The organism is uncultured Brevundimonas sp., from assembly GCF_947305955.1.
Lineage (GTDB): Bacteria > Pseudomonadota > Alphaproteobacteria > Caulobacterales > Caulobacteraceae > Brevundimonas.
Genome location: NZ_CAMZFB010000026.1, coordinates 1 through 18,989, shown reverse-complemented (window position 1 = coordinate 18,989; position 18,989 = coordinate 1). Strand labels below are relative to the sequence as shown.

At 65.0% G+C, this 18,989-nt stretch carries 15 protein-coding genes; 1 reads left to right on the top strand and 14 read right to left on the bottom strand.

Annotated features, from left to right (window positions below):
• Positions 1 to 112 precede the first annotated feature (112 nt).
• From Q0Y42_RS08150 to Q0Y42_RS08130, 5 genes are all read right to left on the bottom strand, one after another.
• Entirely contained in the window at positions 113 to 1,378 is a 1,266-nt protein-coding gene (locus Q0Y42_RS08150) for a glutamate-5-semialdehyde dehydrogenase (RefSeq protein WP_297802188.1), read from the bottom strand.
• A gap of 1 nt (position 1,379) precedes the next feature.
• Positions 1,380 to 2,555, bottom strand: coding sequence for a glutamate 5-kinase (gene proB / locus Q0Y42_RS08145; protein WP_297802233.1), 1,176 nt, complete (start codon positions 2,553 to 2,555; stop codon positions 1,380 to 1,382).
• 138 nt (positions 2,556 to 2,693) lie between these two features.
• A complete protein-coding gene (locus Q0Y42_RS08140) occupies positions 2,694 to 4,121 on the bottom strand; it encodes an efflux transporter outer membrane subunit (RefSeq protein ID WP_297802185.1) in 1,428 nt (475 codons plus the stop codon).
• The gene (locus Q0Y42_RS08135; protein ID WP_297802182.1) at positions 4,121 to 7,375 is read right to left on the bottom strand and encodes a multidrug efflux RND transporter permease subunit; all 3,255 of its coding nucleotides are present in this window, start codon (positions 7,373 to 7,375) and stop codon (positions 4,121 to 4,123) included. Before Q0Y42_RS08135 ends, Q0Y42_RS08140 begins: the two co-directional genes overlap by 1 nt.
• 29 nt (positions 7,376 to 7,404) lie before the next feature.
• Positions 7,405 to 8,592 carry an efflux RND transporter periplasmic adaptor subunit gene (locus Q0Y42_RS08130; protein WP_297802179.1) on the bottom strand — a complete coding sequence of 396 codons (1,188 nt, stop codon included), beginning with the start codon at positions 8,590 to 8,592 and terminating at the stop codon, positions 7,405 to 7,407.
• Positions 8,593 to 8,793: 201 nt separating this feature from the next.
• Between Q0Y42_RS08130 and Q0Y42_RS08125 the strand changes: the two genes are divergently transcribed.
• Positions 8,794 to 9,354 carry a TetR/AcrR family transcriptional regulator gene (locus tag Q0Y42_RS08125; RefSeq protein WP_297802176.1) on the top strand — a complete coding sequence of 187 codons (561 nt, stop codon included), beginning with the start codon at positions 8,794 to 8,796 and terminating at the stop codon, positions 9,352 to 9,354.
• 48 nt (positions 9,355 to 9,402) lie between these two features.
• Here Q0Y42_RS08125 and leuB read toward each other — a convergent pair whose 3' ends face one another.
• The 9 genes from leuB to Q0Y42_RS08080 form a co-directional block, all read right to left on the bottom strand.
• Complete coding sequence (gene leuB, locus Q0Y42_RS08120; RefSeq protein ID WP_297802174.1) at positions 9,403 to 10,503, bottom strand: 3-isopropylmalate dehydrogenase; 1,101 nt, start codon at positions 10,501 to 10,503, stop codon at positions 9,403 to 9,405.
• Positions 10,500 to 11,099: a 3-isopropylmalate dehydratase small subunit gene (gene leuD / locus Q0Y42_RS08115; protein ID WP_297802171.1), complete on the bottom strand. Its 600-nt coding sequence runs from the start codon at positions 11,097 to 11,099 to the stop codon at positions 10,500 to 10,502. The genes leuB and leuD overlap by 4 nt, the downstream gene beginning before the upstream one ends.
• The gene (gene leuC / locus Q0Y42_RS08110) at positions 11,100 to 12,515 is read right to left on the bottom strand and encodes a 3-isopropylmalate dehydratase large subunit (RefSeq protein WP_297802168.1); all 1,416 of its coding nucleotides are present in this window, start codon (positions 12,513 to 12,515) and stop codon (positions 11,100 to 11,102) included. It lies immediately after the preceding gene.
• Positions 12,502 to 13,467, bottom strand: a complete 966-nt coding sequence (locus Q0Y42_RS08105) for a branched-chain amino acid transaminase (protein ID WP_297802165.1) — start codon at positions 13,465 to 13,467, stop codon at positions 12,502 to 12,504. Before Q0Y42_RS08105 ends, leuC begins: the two co-directional genes overlap by 14 nt.
• A 58-nt stretch (positions 13,468 to 13,525) precedes the next feature.
• Positions 13,526 to 13,774 (bottom strand): ACT domain-containing protein, encoded by a 249-nt coding sequence (locus tag Q0Y42_RS08100; protein WP_292054235.1) that lies wholly within the window; start codon positions 13,772 to 13,774, stop codon positions 13,526 to 13,528.
• A complete protein-coding gene (gene ilvG / locus Q0Y42_RS08095) occupies positions 13,771 to 15,480 on the bottom strand; it encodes an acetolactate synthase 2 catalytic subunit (protein ID WP_297802162.1) in 1,710 nt (569 codons plus the stop codon). Before ilvG ends, Q0Y42_RS08100 begins: the two co-directional genes overlap by 4 nt.
• A 40-nt stretch (positions 15,481 to 15,520) precedes the next feature.
• Positions 15,521 to 16,534, bottom strand: coding sequence for a ketol-acid reductoisomerase (gene ilvC, locus Q0Y42_RS08090; RefSeq protein WP_297802159.1), 1,014 nt, complete (start codon positions 16,532 to 16,534; stop codon positions 15,521 to 15,523).
• Between the two features lie 3 nt (positions 16,535 to 16,537).
• Positions 16,538 to 18,283 (bottom strand): dihydroxy-acid dehydratase, encoded by a 1,746-nt coding sequence (locus Q0Y42_RS08085; protein WP_297802156.1) that lies wholly within the window; start codon positions 18,281 to 18,283, stop codon positions 16,538 to 16,540.
• A gap of 109 nt (positions 18,284 to 18,392) precedes the next feature.
• Positions 18,393 to 18,530: a hypothetical protein gene (locus Q0Y42_RS08080; protein ID WP_297802154.1), complete on the bottom strand. Its 138-nt coding sequence runs from the start codon at positions 18,528 to 18,530 to the stop codon at positions 18,393 to 18,395.
• Positions 18,531 to 18,989: the final 459 nt, after the last annotated feature.

Genomic DNA, 18,989 nt, shown 5'->3' with positions numbered 1-18,989 from the left:
ACTTGAGGGGAGTCTTTGTTGCCCTATCGCCTATCGGCTGCTTGAGGGCGATAAGAGCTAACAAATGAAAGGCCGGAGTTTTGCTCCGGCCTTTTTCTGTGGTGATTGGCTTTTAGGGTCTGGTTTGGCCCTGTCCGCGCACGACATATTTGAAGGTGGTGAGTTGTTCGGCACCGACGGGGCCGCGGGCGTGCATGCGGCCTGTGGCGATGCCGATCTCGCCGCCGAAGCCGAACTCACCGCCATCGGCATATTGCGTCGAGGCGTTATGGACCACGATGGCGCTGTCCACGCGGTTCAGGAAGGTGGCGGCGGCGTCCGCGTCGTCGGTCACAATGGCCTCGGTGTGGCCCGAGCCATAGCGTTCGATGTGGGCGATGGCGGCGTCGATACCGTCCACCACGGCCACGGCGATGATGGGCGCGAGGTATTCGGTGGACCAGTCCTCGTCCATCGCGGCGACCATGTCCGGCACGATGGCGCGGGCGGCTTCGTCACCGCGTATCTCGCAGCCCTTGGCCTGAAGGTCGGCGGCGATCAGCGGCAGAAGCGACGGCGCGACGGCCCTGTCGATCAGCAGGGTCTCGGTCGCCCCGCATACCGACACGCGGCGCATCTTGGCATTCAGCACCAGTGCGCGGGCCATGTCCGGATTAGCACCGGCATGGACGTAGGTGTGGTTCATGCCTTCAAGGTGGGACAGGACGGCCACCCGCGCCTCGGACTGAACGCGTCCGACAAGGCTCTTGCCGCCGCGCGGGACGATCAGGTCGATATTGCCTTCCAGCCCCGCCAGCATCAGGCCGACGGCGGCGCGGTCGGGCGTATCCACCAGCTGGATCGCATCGGCGGGCAGGCCTGCCTCAGCCAGCGCCTCGCCGATCACGGCGGCGATCGCCAGCGACGACTGCAGACAGTCCGAGCCGCAACGCAGGATGGCCGCATTGCCCGAGCGGATGCACAGGGCTGCGGCGTCCGCCGTTACATTGGGGCGGCTCTCATAGATAATGCCCAGCACACCGATGGGGGTACGCACGCGAGCGATATCCAGATTGTTGACCGGCGCGGTCCAGCGTTCGGTCTCCACGCCCAGCGGGTCCTGAACACCGGCAATGATGTCCACGGCGGCGGCGATGCCTTCGACGCGCGCGGGGTTGAGAGCCAGGCGGTCCAGCAGGGCCTCGCTCATGCCATTGGCGCGGCCCGCGTCGAGGTCGCGCTGGTTGGCGGCAAGGATCGGCTCGACCGCGCCGCGCAGTTTTTGCGCCAGAAGCGTCAGGGCGCGGGTGCGGACCTCGGGCGCGGCCTCACGCAGGGCGCGGGCGGCGACGCGGGCGCGCTGGCCGCGCTGGAGCATGGCGTGTGTCAGGTCGCTCATCTTACGGTTCCAGAACCAGATCGTTGCGGTGGACCACAACCGACGGGCCGCGATAGCCGATCAGTTGTTCGATGTCGTCGGAGTGGTGGCCCTTGATGCGGGCCACATCGTCGTGCGGATAGTTGACGAGGCCGACGCCGAGGCGGGTGCCCGCGGCATCGACCAGCCGCACACTGTCACCTTTTTCAAAGCGGCCCTTCACGGTGACGACGCCCGAGGGCAGCAGGCTCTTGCCCGCCTGCAGGGCGCGCACGGCCCCTTCGTCGAGGGTCAGGCTGCCTGCGGGGGCGACGCTGCCCGCGATCCACTGTTTCCAAGCGGCCAGCGGGGAGGAGGCAGGGCGGAACAGTGTCGACTTGGCCCCCTCGCGGACGGCTTTCAGCGCGTGGCGGTTGAGGCCGGAGGCGATAATGGTGGCACATCCTGCAGAGCCCGCGATCTGGACGGCGGCCAGCTTGGTGGCCATGCCCCCGGTACCGACGCCGGCCTCGGCATTGGCTCCGGCGCCCATGGACAGGATGTCAGGCGTAAGGCGCTCGATAAATTCCAGATGCTTGGCCTCCGGATCGCGGCGGGGATCGGCGGTATAAAGCCCGTCCACATCCGACAGCAGGACCAGCAGGTCGGCCTGCGCCAACTGGGCCGTGCGGGCGGCAAGACGGTCGTTGTCGCCGTATCGGATTTCCTCGGTGGTGACGGTGTCGTTCTCGTTCACGACCGGAATGATGCCGTGGTGCAGCAGGGCCTGTGCCGTGGCGCGGGCGTTCAGCCAGCGGCGGCGGCGCTCGGTATCGTCGCGCGTCAGAAGGATCTGTCCGGCCAGCAGGTCATAGGGAGCCAGTGCCTCTTCCCACGCCTTCATCAAAAGGCTCTGGCCGACAGCGGCGGCGGCCTGTTTGTCAGCAAGCTTCTTGGGATCGGTCTGGATGCGGGCGCGGCCAAGGGCCACGGCACCGGACGAGACAATGATGACCTCCTTGCCGTCCTGACGCAGGTCGGCAATGTCTTCGGCAAGGGCGGCCATCCATGCGCGGTTGGCTTCCTTGCGGCGTGGGTCGAACACCAGCGACGAGCCGATTTTGAGCACGATCCGGCGAGCCTGATCGAGGGCAGCCTGAGGCGAGGTTGCGGTGAGGGCAACGGCGTCAGTGTCGGTGGGGCGGTGTTCGTCTGTCAGTGTCACGGTTCACTGACTAATGCCGAAGCATCTTCGCGTCATCATCTGTTCGGTGAAAAAGCTTCAGTAGGTGGCCATAAAAAACGCCCGACGGAGAAGATTCCGCCGGGCGTTGCGATTTCAGCCGTATGGGGCGGCTTACTGGTCTTGGGTCCAGCTACCGGCCAGAGCCTTGAACAGGCTGATCTGGGCATTGGCCACGGCCTGTTCGGACCCGGCGAGCGCGGCGTCGGCACCGGCGAGGGTGCGTTCGGCGTCAAGCACGCTCAGGAAGCTGTCGGCGCCGGCGTCGAAACGCAGGCGCGACAGACGCGCGGCGGTCGCTGCCTGTTCGCGGGCGATGCGCAGGGCGCGCTGGCGATCCAGCTCATTGGCATAGGCCGACAGAGCCGTCTCGGTTTCCTGAAGTGCGACCAAGACCGTCTGGTCATAGTTGGCCAGAGCGGCATCGGCACGGGCATCGGCCTGTTTGATACGGGCGCGGGCCGCGATGACGTTCGGGAAGGACCACGAGATCAGCGGGCCGAACGAGAAGCGGAAATTCTCGTCATTGCCCAGATCACCGGCATCCAGTGCCGTCGAGCCGAAGGAGCCGCCCAGACGGACCGACGGGAACAGGCCCGCAGTCGCCACATTCACCCGCGCACCGGCAGCGGCCAGTTCGGCCTCGGAACGGCGGATGTCGGTGCGGCGGGCCAGAAGGGCGGCACCGTCGCCGACTGGGATCGGCTGCGACAGCTGCGGGGTGGCGCTGCAACCCTTGGCCGCTTCGCTGGCCTCGGCGGGCGTGCGGCCCGTCAGGGTGGCGAGACGGAACAGGGCCGCATCACGACCGGCCCGCAGCGGCGGCAGGCTGGCGCGGGTCTGCTCGAGGGCTGCACGGGCGTGGGCCACGTCCAGACCATTGCCGACCCCGCCTTCCAGCAGGCGCTGGACCAGATCGACCGTCTGGGTCTGCAGGTCGATGTTGCGCTCGGCCACGGCCACCTGCGCGTTGAGGGCGCAGGTGTCGGCATAGGCGCGGGCGGTCTCGGCCACGACCGTGACACGCACCGTTTCCAGCGCGGCCTCGGCAGCACGGGCGTCGGCGCGCGCGGCGCGGATCGAGGACTCAACGCGACCGAACAGATCGATCTCATAGGCCACGTCCAGACCCACATCATAGGTCTCGACTTCCGGCAGTTCGGCACCACCTGCCGCCGGGTTGGTGATGGTCGAGGACTGGCTGCGGTTGGCCGCACCCGTCACCGTCGTGGACGGCAGGCGGTTGGAGCGGGCTTCCGACAGCGAGGCCCGCACGGCGCGCAGGTTGGCGGCGGCGGCCTCAAGGTCGTTGTTCTCGGCCAGAGCCTGCTGGATCAGGGCGTCCAGGTTGGCGTCGTTATAAAGACGCCACCAGTTGCCCTCGACCGGCGCGGTTGAGACCGCGCCAGTCTGGGAGCCGATGAAATCGCCTTGCGACGCGACCGGCGTCGTCGGGACGACCGGCTTGGGGCCAACGGCACAGGCGGCCAGCAGAGCGGCCGAACCAGCAGCCGTCAGCAGGTTACGGATGGAGGCTTTCATCAAGCGTCTCCCTTCAGGGTAGTGTCGTCGGCGTCGAACGGATCGTGCGGCGTCGAGCCAAAGGAGGTCGGCAGTTCGCGTTCCTTGCTCGGGCCTTTCGGCAGTTTTCCGGCAATCCAGCGGCAGACCACATAGAAGACCGGCGTGAAGATCAGGCCGAAGATGGTCACCCCGATCATGCCCGACACGACCGAGATACCCAGCGACTGACGCATCTCGGCACCCGGACCCGTGGCGATGGCCAGAGGCAGAACGCCGAAGATGAAGGCGAAGGACGTCATCAGGATCGGGCGCAGACGCTGGCGGGCCGCTTGGACAGCCGCCTCGAAGCGGTCGAGACCGTCCTCTTCCTCGGCCTGTTTGGCGAACTCGACGATCAGGATGGCGTTCTTGGCCGCCAGACCCACGAGCACGACCAGACCGACCTGAACGAGGATGTTGTTGTCCAGCCCCATCAGGTTCACCCCGATCATGGCCGCCAGAATACACATCGGCACGATCAGGATGACGGCCAGCGGAAGCGTGAAGGCTTCATACTGGGCGGCCAGCACGAGGAAGACGAAGACCACGGCCAGAATGAAGATGGTACCGGCCGAACCGCCCGATGCCTTCTCCTGATAGGCCATTTCCGTCCACTCATAGCTGAAGCCGTCCGGCAGTGCCTGACCTGCCAGACCTTCCATGAAGGCCAGGGCTTCACCCGAGGACACGCCCTGCGCGGGCGAACCCTGCAGTTCGGTCGCGGGGAACAGGTTGAAGCGGACAACGCGTGCCGGGCCCGAGGACTCGTACAGGTTGGCCACGGCACCCACCGGAACCATCGCGCCCGAGTTCGAGCGGACCTTCAGATTGGCGATGTCCGAGATGTCGTCGCGGTACATAGGCTCTGCCTGTGCCGTCACGCGGAAGGTGCGGCCCAGATAGTTGAAGTCGTTGACGTAGGCCGAGCCCAGATAGATGCCCAGCGTACCGAACACCGACGAGGGCTGGACGCCCATCATCAGGGCCTTTTCACGGTCGACGTCGGCCTGAATACGCGGCGAGCCGGTGTTATACATCGAGAACACCTGCTGGACCTTGTCGCCGTTCTCGGCAGCCGCGCCCATCATGGCGAAGGTCGCGCCTTCAAGGGCCTTGTAACCGGCACCCGAGCGGTCCTGGATCATCATCTTGAAGCCGCCGTTACCCATGCCTTGGACGGCAGGCGGCGACAGCATGAAGATCTGGGCGTCCTGGATCTGGGCCGCAGCGCCGGTCAGGGCACCGCCAAGGGCGGCCGCGGCCTGATCCTTGTTGGGGCGCTCGTCCCAGTGCTTCAGCTTGATGAACATGGTGGCCGAGTTGGAGGCCATCGAGAAGGACGAGCCGTCCAGACCGGCCAGCGCGGCAACCTCGGCCACGTTCGGGTTCTGGTTGATGATGGCCAGGGTGCGGTCCAGCACTTCGGTGGTGCGCTCCAGCGAGGCACCCGACGGCAGCTGGATGACGCCGATCAGGACGCCTTGGTCCTGCTCCGGGATAAAGCCGGTCGGGGTGTCGACCAGACGCCAGCCCGTCAGGGCGAGAAGACCCGCATAGATGACCAGCATGACCATGGCCATGCGGACCAGTCGCGCCGTCAGGGAGCCGAACTTTTCGGACAGCCAGTCAAAGCCCGTGTTGAACTTGTTACCGGCCCAGCCGATGCCGTAGCCGATGGTGCCCAGAACGCCCGTCTTGCGGGCCGCGTGGTCGTCATGGGCGACGTGCGGCTTGAGAAGCAGGGCGGCCAGAGCCGGCGACAGGGTCAGCGACAGCAGCAGCGAGATCAGGGTCGAGGACGCGATCGTCACGGCAAACTGGCGATAGAAGATACCCGGAATGCCCGGCACGAAGGCGGTCGGCACGAACACGGCGGTCAGGGTCAGCGAGATGGCGACCAGAGCGCCCGACACCTCGGCCATGGAGCGATAGGCCGCTTCCCGCGGGGTCAGGCCCTCGCGGATGTAACGCTCGACGTTCTCGACCACGATGATGGCGTCGTCGACGACGATACCCACGGCCAGAACCAGAGCGAACAGCGACAGGGAGTTGATCGAGTAGCCGAGGCCCAGCAGCACCGCGAAGGTACCCACCAGCGCCACCGGAATGGCAATCACCGGAATGATGGCCGCGCGCCACGTCTGCAGGAAGACCAGCACGACGATGGCCACGAGGATCACGGCTTCGAACACGGTGTGGATCACCGAGTCCACCGAGGCCTGAACGAACTCGGTCGGGTTATAGGGGATGGTGTAGGAAACGCCGGCGGGGAAGTCCTTGGACATCGCCTCCATTTCCTTGAGCACAAGCTCGGCCGACTTCAGCGAGTTGGCACCGGGTTGCTGGACGATACCCAGACCGACGCCCGGCTTGCCGTCGAACGAGGCGTTGATGCCGTAGTCCTGCGGGCCGACCTCGATACGGGCCACGTCGGACAGACGGGTCACGCGACCTTGGGCGTCCGAGCGGATGACAACCTGACCGAACTCTTCGGGCGTTTTCAGACGGCCCTGAATGTCGATGGGGGTCTGGAAGGCCGCCGATCCGGTCGGATACGGAGCCTGACCCAGCGCGCCACCGGCGGCCTGGATGTTCTGGGCCTGAAGGGCACCGACGATGTCCTGGGCCGACAGATTGCGGGCCGCAGCCTTGGTCGGGTCGATCCAGATACGCATGGCATAGTTGCCACCGCCGAACACCGTGACCGAGCCCACGCCGTCGAGGCGCAGCAGGCGGTCACGCACGGTCGAGTTGCCGAGGTTACCCAGATAGGTCCGGTCGATGCTGGGATCGTCGGACGTCAGGGCGACCAGCATCAGGAAGCCGCTGGACGCCTTGTTGACGCTGACGCCCGTGCGGCGGACCTCTTCGGGCAGGCGCATTTCGGCCAGCTTCACGCGGTTCTGGACCAGAACCTGTGCGGTATCGAGGTCGGTACCCGGCTCGAAGGTGACGGTGACGGCGACCGCGCCATCTGCCGTCGAGGACGACGATAGATAAAGCATGCCTTCGACGCCGTTCACTTCCTGCTCGATCGGCGCGGCGACGGTCTCGGCCAGCGTCTCGGCGGATGCACCTGGATAGGCGGCGTTGATGGTGATGGTCGGTGGCGCGATCTCGGGATACTGCGCCAGCGGCAGGCTCGGATAGGCGAATGCCCCCACCAAGGTGATGAAGGTGGCGATAACGATCGCGAAGATCGGCCTATCGATAAAGAAACGGGAGAAATTCATAACGGGTTTTCCGGCCTAGGCCTCTTTCCTCAACCTGCGTTGACGAAGGTGGCGGAGGAGGCCGTCGACGCAGGCGTCGTCGGGGCCGGGTTGGCCGGAGCATCCGAGGGCTTGATGGTCCCGTTCTGGGCGGTGACCTTCTGGCCCGGACGGGCGCGTTGCTGACCGTTGATGATAACGCGGTCGTCGGCGGCCAGACCCGTACGGATCACACGCAGGCCGTTGACGAGAGGTCCGGTCTGGACCGGCTTGGCACCGACCGTACCGTCCTTGGCGACGACATAGACCAGACGGCGGGCACCGTCGGCGATGATGGCGGCATCCGGAACCAGCATGGCTTGGTATTCAGCGGCACCGGCCAGTTGGGCGTGGCCGAACATGCCCGGCTTCAGGAAGCCGTTGGCATTGGCGATGACGGCGCGCAGGCGGATGGTGCCCGAGGCCGGATCGATGGCGTTGTCGGTGAAGTCGAGCGTACCGGCGTGGGTGAACTCGGCCTCGTCCTGCAGGCGGACCTTGATCGGAACCGCGCCCTTGGCGGCTTCGCGCTGATACTTGAGCGCAGTAGCTTCGGAGCCGTCGAACACGAAGTAGATCGGCGAGGACGAAACGATGGTCGTCAGGATGTCACCGGCCGAAGAGCCACCGCCGATCAGGTTGCCCGGATCGACACGGCGGTCCGACACGCGGCCCGAGATCGGGGCGGTTACGCGGGTGAACTCCAGATCCAACTGGCGGCTGCGGATGGCGGCGTTGGCAGCCGAAACAGCGGCTTCGGCGGTTTGCACGGCGGCCTTTTTGGCGTCGTATTCGGCTTGCGATACCGCTTGCGAAGCCAGCAGGCCCTCGGCGCGGGCGAGGTCGGCGCGGGCCAGACCCAGTTGAGCCTGGGCCTGAGCCAACTGGGCGCGGGCGGCGGCCAGTGCGGCCTGCGCCGGACGCTGGTCCAGCGTGAACAGCAGCTGGCCCTGACGGACATAGTCGCCGTCCTTGAAGTGGACCGACTGGATATAGCCGCCTACGCGGGCGCGGACGTCAACGCTACGGGTCGCCTCGAAACGGCCGGTAAACTGGTCCCAGTCAACGACGGTACGCGACAGGGGGACCGCCACAGTTACGGGCGGGGCACCCTGTTCGGGGGCCTGCTGGCCTTTGGAGCAGCCGTAGAGGGCGGCCGCCATTAGAACGGACGCGGCCGCGAGCTTCACCGTGCGCATAGGCGCATTCTCCTGGAGTCTGAAAATGACTTGGTGACTGAACGCGCAAAAAGGGGAGGGGGCGCCCAGTCAACATGCGTGGACTTAAAGCGCAGTGATATGCCTCTTGTCAACGGTTGATGACATAGCCATACTCGCGGCAAGGTTTTTGGAGACTTCTGTTTTTTGTCCGTACGCGAGAGTCATAGGCCACGTAATGCTGTGGCGACGCGCCAGGCGATCCTCGATGTGGCGAGGGAGCGTTTTACCGCCCACAGCTATGACGATGTCGGTATGCGCGACATCGCCCGCGAGGTGGGTGTCGATGCCGCACTGGTCTCGCGATACTTTGGCTCCAAGGAAGACCTGTTCACTGCGGCGCTGGACAGCTGCAAGAGCGGTAACGAGCTGTGGAGCGGCGAGCGGAGCGGTTTTGGCCTGCGGGTTGCACGCGAGATCGTGAACGGCGAGTTCGACTGTCCGCGCCACAGCACGCCGACCAACCGTCTGGCCGGATTGCTGATGCTGCTGCGCTCCATCGGCTCGGCCAAGGCCATGGAGATGGTTCAGCGCAACAGTAATGAACGCTTCTTCGGGCCGTTGACGGAATGGCTGGGCGGACCCAATGCCCATGTCCGTGCACGTCTGGTGGCGGGCCTGATCATGGGGATGGCGGTCAGCCGCGAACTGGCGGACGGCTTTTCCAGCCTCAGTCCGGAGGACTTGGAGGAACTGGCCCAGAGCATGGGCAAGACGCTTCAGTCACTGGTGGACGGACAATAAAAAAGGCGGGCCATGGCGGCCCGCCTTTTTCGTCTCGGGGAGAGAGAGTTAGGCCCAGTGCATCGGTACGTGGCGGGCAGCGGCCCAGTGGATGGCGCGGATGGCATCGACCACGGCGCGGGTGGCTGCTTCGGTGCCCAGTTCGCCGCCCAGATCGCGGGTGACCTGATTGGATGCCTGAACGGCGGCGACGGCGGCCTCGATGGAATCGGCCTCGTCTTCCAGCTTGAAGCTGTGGCGCAGCATCATGGCCGCCGACAGGATGGTGCCGATCGGATTGGCCTTGTCTTGCCCTGCGATGTCCGGTGCCGAGCCGTGGATCGGCTCGAACAGGCCCGGACCCTCGGCGCCCAGCGATGCGGACGGCAGCAGGCCGATGGAGCCGCCCAGCACCGAGATCTCGTCCGACAGGATGTCGCCGAACATATTCTCGGTCAGGATGACGTCATACTCGCGCGGCTTCAGGATCAGGTGCATGGCCATGGAGTCGACCAGCGCGTGTTCCAGCGTGATGTTGGGGAATTCTTCGGCGTGGATGCGGGTGACGGTTTCGCGCCACAGACGCGAGGTCTCCAGCACATTGGCCTTGTCGACCGAGGTGACCTTGCCACGGCGTTGTTCGGCGGCCTTGAAGGCGGCGCGGGTGACGCGCTCGATCTCGGCGACTGTATAGCTGCACAGGTCGGTCGCGTCGGTTTCCGAGCGAGTGCGCTCGCCGAAATAGACGCCGCCGGTTAGTTCGCGGAAGACCAGCAGATCGACGCCCTCGACGATCTCGCGCTTCAGCGGCGAGCGGTGGGCCAGAGCGGGCGAGACCTGCAGCGGGCGCAGGTTGGCGAACAGGCCCATTTCCTTGCGGATGGTCAGCAGACCCTGTTCGGGACGCACCGGCTTGCCGTCGAATTTGGGATCACCCACCGCGCCCAGCAGTACGGCATCGGCCTTCAGACAGGCATCGCGCGTGGCGTCCGGCAGCGGGGTTCCGGTGGCGTCGATGGCCGCGCCGCCGATCAGGTGGTCCTCAAAGTTGAATTGGTGGCCATAGATGTCCCCCAGAGCGGTCAGGACACGCTGGGCGGCCTTGGTCACTTCGGGGCCGACGCCGTCACCCGGCAGGACGACGATGTTGAAGGTGCGTTTCTCGCTCATCGTGCGATCTCCGGTTTGGGGTCATTGCGGGCGGCTTCGAAAGCCGAAATGTTTTCGTCGCGGGCCAGCAGCCAGCCGAGGGTGTCGACGCCGTCGATCAGGCACTGGCGGGCGAAGGCATCAACCTTGAAGGCCACCGGCTCGGCATTGCCGCGCTGGATGCGGTTGTTTTCCAGATCGATGGTGACGGGCTGGTCCTGATGCTGGGCCAGATCGTCCCAGACTTGTTGGCTCACCACGATCGGCAGCAGGCCGTTCTTCAGCGCGTTGGAGGTGAAGATGTCGGCGATCTCGGTCGAGATGACGACGCGGAAGCCGTAGTCCAGCAGGGCCCACGGGGCATGCTCGCGCGAGGAGCCGCAGGCGAAGTTCGGCCCGCCCAGCAGGATACGGTGCTCGGCGGGATCGATCCGGTTCAGGATGGCCTCGGGCTTGCGCGAGCCATCGGCTTCATAGCGCCAGTCATAGAAGGCCTGATCACCCAGACCGTCGCGGGTCGTCGTGGTCAGGAAGCGGGCCGGAATGATCTGGTCGGTGTCGATATTGGCCTGCGACAGGACCACGACCTTGGAGGTCAGCGTCTTGAAGGGTTCCATTTACGCGGCCTCCTCGACCAGCACGGGATAGTCGCGCGGGTCGGCCAGATGACCGGCCACGGCGCTGGCGGCGGCGGTGGCGGGGCTGGCCAGAACGGTGCGGGCGCCCTTGCCCTGACGGCCCTCGAAATTGCGGTTGGAGGTCGAGACGCACAGCTGGCCCTCGCCCACCACATCGCCGTTCATGGCAATGCACATCGAACAGCCGGGGATGCGCCATTCGGCGCCGGCGGCGGTGATGATCTTGTGCAGGCCCTCGGCCTCGGCCTGTTGGCGCACGGCTTCCGAGCCGGGGACGACCAGCATGCGGACGCCGTCGGCGACCTTGCGCCCCTTCAGTATGTCCGCCACCACGCGCATGTCGGGCAGGCGGCCATTGGTGCACGAGCCGACGAAGACCACATCGACCTTTTCCTTGGTCGTTACCTCGCCAGCGGTGAAGCCCATATAGGCCAGAGCCTTGGCGTCGGATTCCGACTGCGGTTGCGGGGCGGGGGTGCCGATGGGGACGGCGGCGTCGGGGGTGGTGCCCCATGTGGCCATCGGGCGGATGGCGGAACCGTCCAGACGCACTTCCTTGTCGAAGGCCGCGCCTTCGTCGGTGGCCAGCGACAGCCAGTCCCTGGCGGCGGCCTCATAGTCGGCGGGCACATATTTGCGGCCGCGCAACCAGTCGATGGTGGTCTGGTCCGGCGCGATCATGCCCGCACGGGCACCGGCCTCGATCGACATGTTGCACAGGGTCATGCGCCCTTCCATGTCCAGCGAGCGGATGGCCGAGCCCGCGTATTCAATGACATAGCCTGTGCCGCCGCCAAAGCCGATCTCGGCGATGATGGCCAGAGCCACATCCTTGCCCGAGACGCCCGCCTGCAGTTCACCGTCCACGGTCACGCGCAGGGTCTTGGCGCGGCGTTGCAGCAGGCATTGGGTCGCCAGAACGTGACCCACTTCCGAGGTGCCGATGCCAAAGGCCAGAGCGCCGAACGCGCCGTGGGTGGCGGTATGGCTGTCACCGCAGACGACCGTCATACCCGGCTGGGTCAGGCCCTGTTCCGGACCCATGACGTGAACCACGCCGCGCTGGTCGCTGTCCCATCCGGCCAGTTCGATGCCGAAGCGCTTGGTATTGGCTTCCAGCGTCTCGACCTGTTTCCTGGCCTGTTCGGTGACATAGGGGCGGTGGCCATCCGGTCCTGCGGGCAGGGTGGGGGTGGAATGGTCCAGCGTGGCAAAGGTGCGGTCCGGACGGCGCACCTTCAGGCCGCGCGCATCCAGTTCGGCAAAGGCCTGGGGCGAGGTGACCTCGTGGACCAGATGCAGGTCCACATACATCACGCCCGGTGTGGCGTCGGTCTCGGGGACGACGACGTGACGCTCCCACACCTTTTCATAGAGCGTCTTAGGCTGGCTCATGCTGGCGCTCCTTGGTGGTGGCGGTGGTGTGGATCGGCTCCAGCCAGCCGTAGCGGTCCGGCGTGGTGCCATCGAACAGGCCACGGAAAGCCTTGTTGACGGCCTTGGTCACCGGACCCGGACCTGCGGCGCGGGTGGTGATGCCGTCGACCGAGCGGACGGGGGTGATCTCGGCGGCGGTGCCGGTCATGAAGACTTCGTCAGCGACGTACAGGCTCTCGCGGGTCATGGTCTGTTCGCGGGTTTCATAGCCCAGACCGCGAGCCAGCTTGATCACGCTGTCACGGGTGATGCCTTGCAAGATCGACGAGGATGACGGCGGGGTCATCAGCACGCCGTCACGCACGACGAACAGGTTCTCGCCCGCGCCCTCGGACAGCAGGCCGTCAGCGCCCAGAGCGATACCCTCGCCATAGCCGCCCTGACGGGCTTCGCGACCGATCAGATAGCCGGACAGATAGTTGCCACCAGCCTTGGCACCGGTCGGGATGGTGTTCGGGGCCACGCGGTTCCAGCTGGAGATGCAGGCATCGACGCCGCGCTCCAGAGCTTCTTCGCCCAGATAGGCCCCCCACGGGAAGGCGGCGATCATGACGTCGGTGGTGATGGCATCGGGCGACGGGGTCACGCCCATGCCGCAGCCGCCCAGGAACGCCAGTGGGCGGATGTAGGCCGACTTCAGCCCCTCGGACGCGACGGTGTCACGGCAGGCCTGAACCAGTTCCTCGACCGAATAGGGCATGGGGAAGTGGTAGATGCGGGCGCTGTCGTGCAGGCGGCGCACGTGGTCCGTCAGACGGAAGCCGCACGGGCCGTTCGGGGTGTCATAGACGCGGATGCCTTCGAACACCGAGGTGCCGTAGTGAAGCGCATGGCTCATCACGTGGACGGTACAGTTCTCCCACGCAGTCAGCTTTCCATTGAACCAGATCTTTTGGGCCAGCGGCTTCATTGTCTTGTCAGTCCAGTCTGCGGCCGAGGCCGCGAATTACGCGAGTAAGGAAGGGGGATCAGGCGGCGTTGGCCGAGGCCGGAGCCTCGATGCGGCGCACGCCAAACAGGCGGTCGATCTGACGGCCCAGATTGTCGATGCAGCGGGTGCCGTCGCGGCTGGCGACAGTCAGGGCCAGCGTGCGCCAGTCACCCATATCGGCCATGTTCATGCCGTGGATCTCGAACCCACGGCGCTCTACGAGGCCGATCAGACGCTGCAGCGAGCCGTCAGCGCGGTCGATCTGGATATGGATAGTGTTGCTCATCGCGAGCCCTCCATCATTTCAGCGTTGTTCTTGCCCGGCGGAACCAGCGGCCAGACGTTGTCTTCGGGATTGATGATGACGTGCATCAGGATCGGACCATCGGCAGCCAGCAGACGGTCGATGCCGTCGGAGACCTGATCCTTGGTCTCGATGCGGAAGGCGGGGATGCCAAAGGCCTCGGCCACCTTCACGAAGTCGGGGTTGTCGGACAGGTCGACCTCGGAGAAGTTCCGCTCGAAGAAGAACTCCTGCCACTGGCGCACCATGCCCAGACGCGAGTTGTCCAGCAGCACGATCTTCAGCGGGATCTTGAAGCGGTTGACGGTCGCCAGCTCCTGAATGTTCATCATCACGCCGCCGTCGCCGGTGATGGTGACGACGCAGGCGTCCGGATCTGCCAGCTTGGCACCGATACCGGCAGGCAGGCCAAAGCCCATGGCCCCCAGACCACCCGAGGTGATGTGGGCTTGCGGGCGCGAGAACGCGCAGTGCTGGGCGACCCACATCTGGTGCTGGCCGACGTCGCAGGCGGCGATGAAGGATGGGCCTGCCTTTTTCGACAGTTCGTTCAGCAGGGCCGGGGCATAGATGCTGTCGCCCGGCGCATTATAGTTGACGGCGCAGGCGGCCATTTCGCCACGGCATTTGTCGGCCCACTCACCGACCGAGATGGCAGCCCCTGATTGCAGTTCGCGGTTCAGGGCTTCCAGATTGGGACGCAGGTCACCGACGACAGGAACAGCGACAGGGCGCAGCTTGCCGATCTCGGACGCATCGACGTCGAAATGGATGACGCCCGCATCGGGGGCGAACTCGGACAGTTTGCCGGTGGCGCGGTCGTCAAAGCGTGCGCCGACGACGATCAGCAGGTCCGATGCCTGAACGGCATCGTTGGCCGCGCGGGTGCCGTGCATGCCCAGCATGCCCAGATAGTTGTCCTGTCCGGTCGGGATGGTGCCCAGCGCGTTCAGGGTCGAGACCTGGGGGATGCCGGTCAGGCTGGCGAACTCGCGCACGGCCTCGACGGCACCGGAAATCTTTGCGCCGCCACCGATATAGATGATGGGGCGTTTGGCCGAACGGATAGCCTCGGCAGCGGCCTTGATCGCGGCGCTGTCGGCGATGCCATTGTCGTTCGGCAGATGGAAGGGCCGAACGTTCTCGGTCGACTGGAACTGGATGTCCTTGGGCAGGTCGATCAGGACCGGACCCGGGCGACCCGTGCGGGCGATGTGGAAGGCTTCCTCGATGATGGCCGGAACGTCGGCCGCATCGCGGACCAGATAGGAGTGCTTCACCAAAGGCATGGTCACGCCCATGATGTCGACTTCCTGAAAGGCGTCGGTGCCCATGACGGCCTGCGGGACATTGCCCGTGATGCAGACCATGGGAACGGAATCCAGCATGGCATTGGCAATGCCGGTGACCAGATTGGTGGCACCGGGGCCAGACGTGGCCATGCAGACGCCGACCTTGCCCGAGGCACGGGCATAGGCATCGGCGGCAAAGGCTGCGCCCTGTTCGTGGCGGCACAGATAGTGACGTACGCCGGAACCGGCGATGGCGTCATAGATCGGCATGATGGCCCCGCCCGGATAGCCGAACACTACATCGACGCCCATCCGCTCCAGAGTGGAGACGACGAGGCTGGCACCGGTTTGGACGGTGGTCTCGTTGGCGGACGTTTGAATAGTAGCGACAGTCATCAGGGCGGGGTCCGTGGGGGATACCGATTAAGCGGCCGTGTTAGGCAGCTTGGGGTTTGGAAGCTTGCAGCCAGGCCATGCGGTCACGCAGACGGGCACCGACCTCTTCGATCTGGGTGTCGCGGTCGACCTGCATCAGGCGCTCGTATTCCGGCTTGCCTTGCTCGTTCTCTTCGATCCAGCGGCGAGCGAACTCACCCGACTGGATGTCGCTCAGGACGTCCTTCATGCGGGCGGCGGTTTCGTCATTGACGACGCGCGGACCCGAGATCAGGGCACCCCACTTGGCGGTTTCCGAGATGAAGTGGTGCATCTTGGAGATGCCGCCTTCGTAGAACAGGTCCACGATCAGCTTCAGCTCGTGCAGGCATTCGAAGTAGGCGATCTCCGGCTGGTAGCCGGCCTCGACCAGGGTGTTGAAGCCGCGGATAACCAGTTCCTTGGCACCGCCGCACAGGACGGCCTGTTCACCGAACAGATCGGTTTCGGTCTCTTCGCGGAAGGTGGTCTCCAGCAGGCCGCCGGTCGCACCGCCATTGCCCTTGGCATAGCCCATGGCACGGTCGCGGGCCTTTCCGGTCACGTCCTTTTCAATGGCGAACAGCGACGGCACGCCGCGACCGCGCTGGAACTCGCGGCGGACCAGATCGCCCGGACCCTTCGGTGCGACCAGGATCACGTCCATGTCCTCACGCGGGGTGATGCGGCCATAGATGATCGAGAAGCCGTGGGCGAACAGCAGGGCCGAGCCCTTCTTGGCGTTCGGCTCGATGACGTCTTTATAGACCTCGGCCTGAACCATGTCCGGCGTCAGGATGGCGATGATGTCGGCATCCTTGACGGCTTCTGCCGGCTCGGCGGTCGGCAGGCCGTCTTCGGTGGCGTGCTTCCAGCCGGTGCCGCCGTGACGGACGCCGACGATGACGTCATGGCCCGAGTCCTTCAGGTTCTGGGCGTGGGCGCGGCCCTGCGAGCCATAGCCGATGATGGCAATCTTCTCGCCAGCGATGGCGCCCGGCTTGATGTCTTCGTTGGTGTAGATGGTGATAGCCATGGTTCAGGCGTCCTCGGAAACGGTCTCGATATTGGCGATAGCTTGGTAGCGATCCGGCGTTTGGGCCGGAGGCGGGTTCGGGATGGTCACGGCACCCTGCGACGCCGAAGCGACGCTGGCGCGGTATTTGGCAAAGACGCCGCGGGCCTCGCGCAGTTCACGCTGGGTAAAGGCGGCGCGGCGGGCGGTCAGGTCGGCATCGGTGTCGATGCGGCGGTTGGTGACGTCGATGGTGATGGTGTCGCCGCTCTCGATCAGGGCGATCGGGCCACCGACCGCCGCTTCCGGCGAGATGTGACCCGCGACGAAGCCATAGGATGCACCCGAGAAACGACCGTCCGTCAGCAGGGCGACATTCTCGACCTTGCGACCCTTCAGGGCAGCGGTGATCTGCAGCATCTCGCGCATGCCGGGGCCACCCTTGGGGCCTTCGTAGCGGATGATGATGACATCGCCTTCGCCCGCCTCGCCCGACTGGACGGCGGCGAACGCATCTTCTTCGCAGTCATAGACCTTGGCCGGACCGGTGAAGCGGTCGACCTTGTGGCCGGTCAGCTTGATGATCGCGCCTTCGGGGGCAACATCGCCATAGATGACCGCATAGGAGCCGCGCGCCATGACAGGGTTGTCGATGCTGGTGACAACCTGTTGGCCCGGCGCTTCCTCGGCCTTGGCAGCCTCGGCGAACAGGCTCTCGCCTGAGACGGTCGGGGTGTTGATGATCTTGCCCGCTTCGGCCAGACGCTTGGCGACCAGACGGGTGCCGCCTGCGACATACAGGTGCGAGGCCAGGAAGCGGCCACCCGGCTTCAGGTCGCAGATGACCGGAGCCTCGATACAGGCCTGATGGCAGTCCTCGATGCCGAACTCGACACCGGCCTCGGCGGCGATGGCTGTCAGGTGCATGACCGCATTGGTCGAACCGCCCGAAGCCGAGCAAGCGATGGCCGCATTCTTCAGGCTGGCGCGGGTGATGTATTTGCGGGCGTTGTCCCCGGCAAAGACGCGCTCGACGGCCAGCTTGCCGCAGCGATACCCCTCGGCAGCCTTGTCCGGATCGACGGCGGGAACGTCATTGGCCCCCATGGGCGAGATGCCCATCATCGACAGTGCCATGGCCATGGTGTTGGCCGTGAACTGGCCACCGCAGGCACCGGCCCCAGGGCAGACGGCGCTTTCGACCTTCTTCAGACCTTCGTCGTCCAGCTTGCCGGCCCCGTGGGCACCGATCGCTTCAAAGACTTCCTGAACCGAGACTTCCTCGCCATTGATACGGCCCGGCATGATGGTGCCGCCGTAATAGACCAGACCCGGAATGTTCAAACGGGCCAGCGCCATGGCGGCAGCCGGAATGGTCTTGTCACAGCCGACGATGCAGACGACGCCGTCCAGCTGGTGCCCCTCAATGGCCAGCTCGATAGAGTCAGCCACGACCTCGCGGCTGATCAGCGAGGCCTTCATGCCGGGCGTGCCCATCGAAATGCCGTCCGTGACGACGATGGTGTTGAAGTCCACCGGCCAGCCGCCCGCATCGATGACGCCCTGACGGACATCCTTGGCCAGACGATCCAGATGCATGTTGCAGGGAGTGACCGTCGACCAGGTGTTCACGATACCGATCATCGGCTTCTTGAAGTCACCGTCCTGCATACCGGCTGCGCGCAGGTAGGAACGCGCGGCGGCGCGGCTCGGGCCTTGCGTCACCGAGGCGCTGCGGGAGTTGGGGGAAGGCTTGGTCTGGTCGGTCATCTTGTGCGGTACGCTTTGGGGAGAGGGGCAGGAGGCCGGAAACGAGCATGAAAAACCCCGCTTCCAGTCGGAGAGCGGGGTGGTGCAGGGCTGACTTTGAGTTGTCTTGTCAGGTCACAGGCATCCACGCCGCTCGTCGGAGCGGGGTAATAAGTACCGATACGAGGAGTACCGCGCGGGTCAGCGCGCCACCGCCAAATTTGGCGGCGGTCTTGATGACCATAGCGATGTGAGACGTGCTGTTCACAGCGACACCCTCGTTGAAGTTGGCTGCTTTATGCCGAACGACGTGCTGCATTGCAACTAGGGATGGGGTTGCTTGTGCAAGAAAACGTCTAATTTGCATCTTTTATCGAAATGATTGCACGCTCTTGTCGTGCAAAGCGGGAATGTTGCAGAACGTTTTGCCTCATTGCGGTGCGATGCTCGGGAAAAATCGACCTCTGCACTGGGGTCAAATTGAGCATTCGAGCGCCGATATGTCAGAAATTTATAGGTTTTCTGAAATAGGGGTTGCTCCACCAAGCGGTGCCGCCTATACAGCCGCCTCGCCCGACGGCGACCCGCTTCTAAAGCGGTTCAACGTCAGGCGGTCATCCTCCCAAATGCTTCTGTGTGTTTGGATTTTTCCTTAAATGTCGGTAACGGCGCTTCTGGAAAAAGATCGAAAGGTCGGGTTGACATGGAGGATGTGGATCGGTAGATA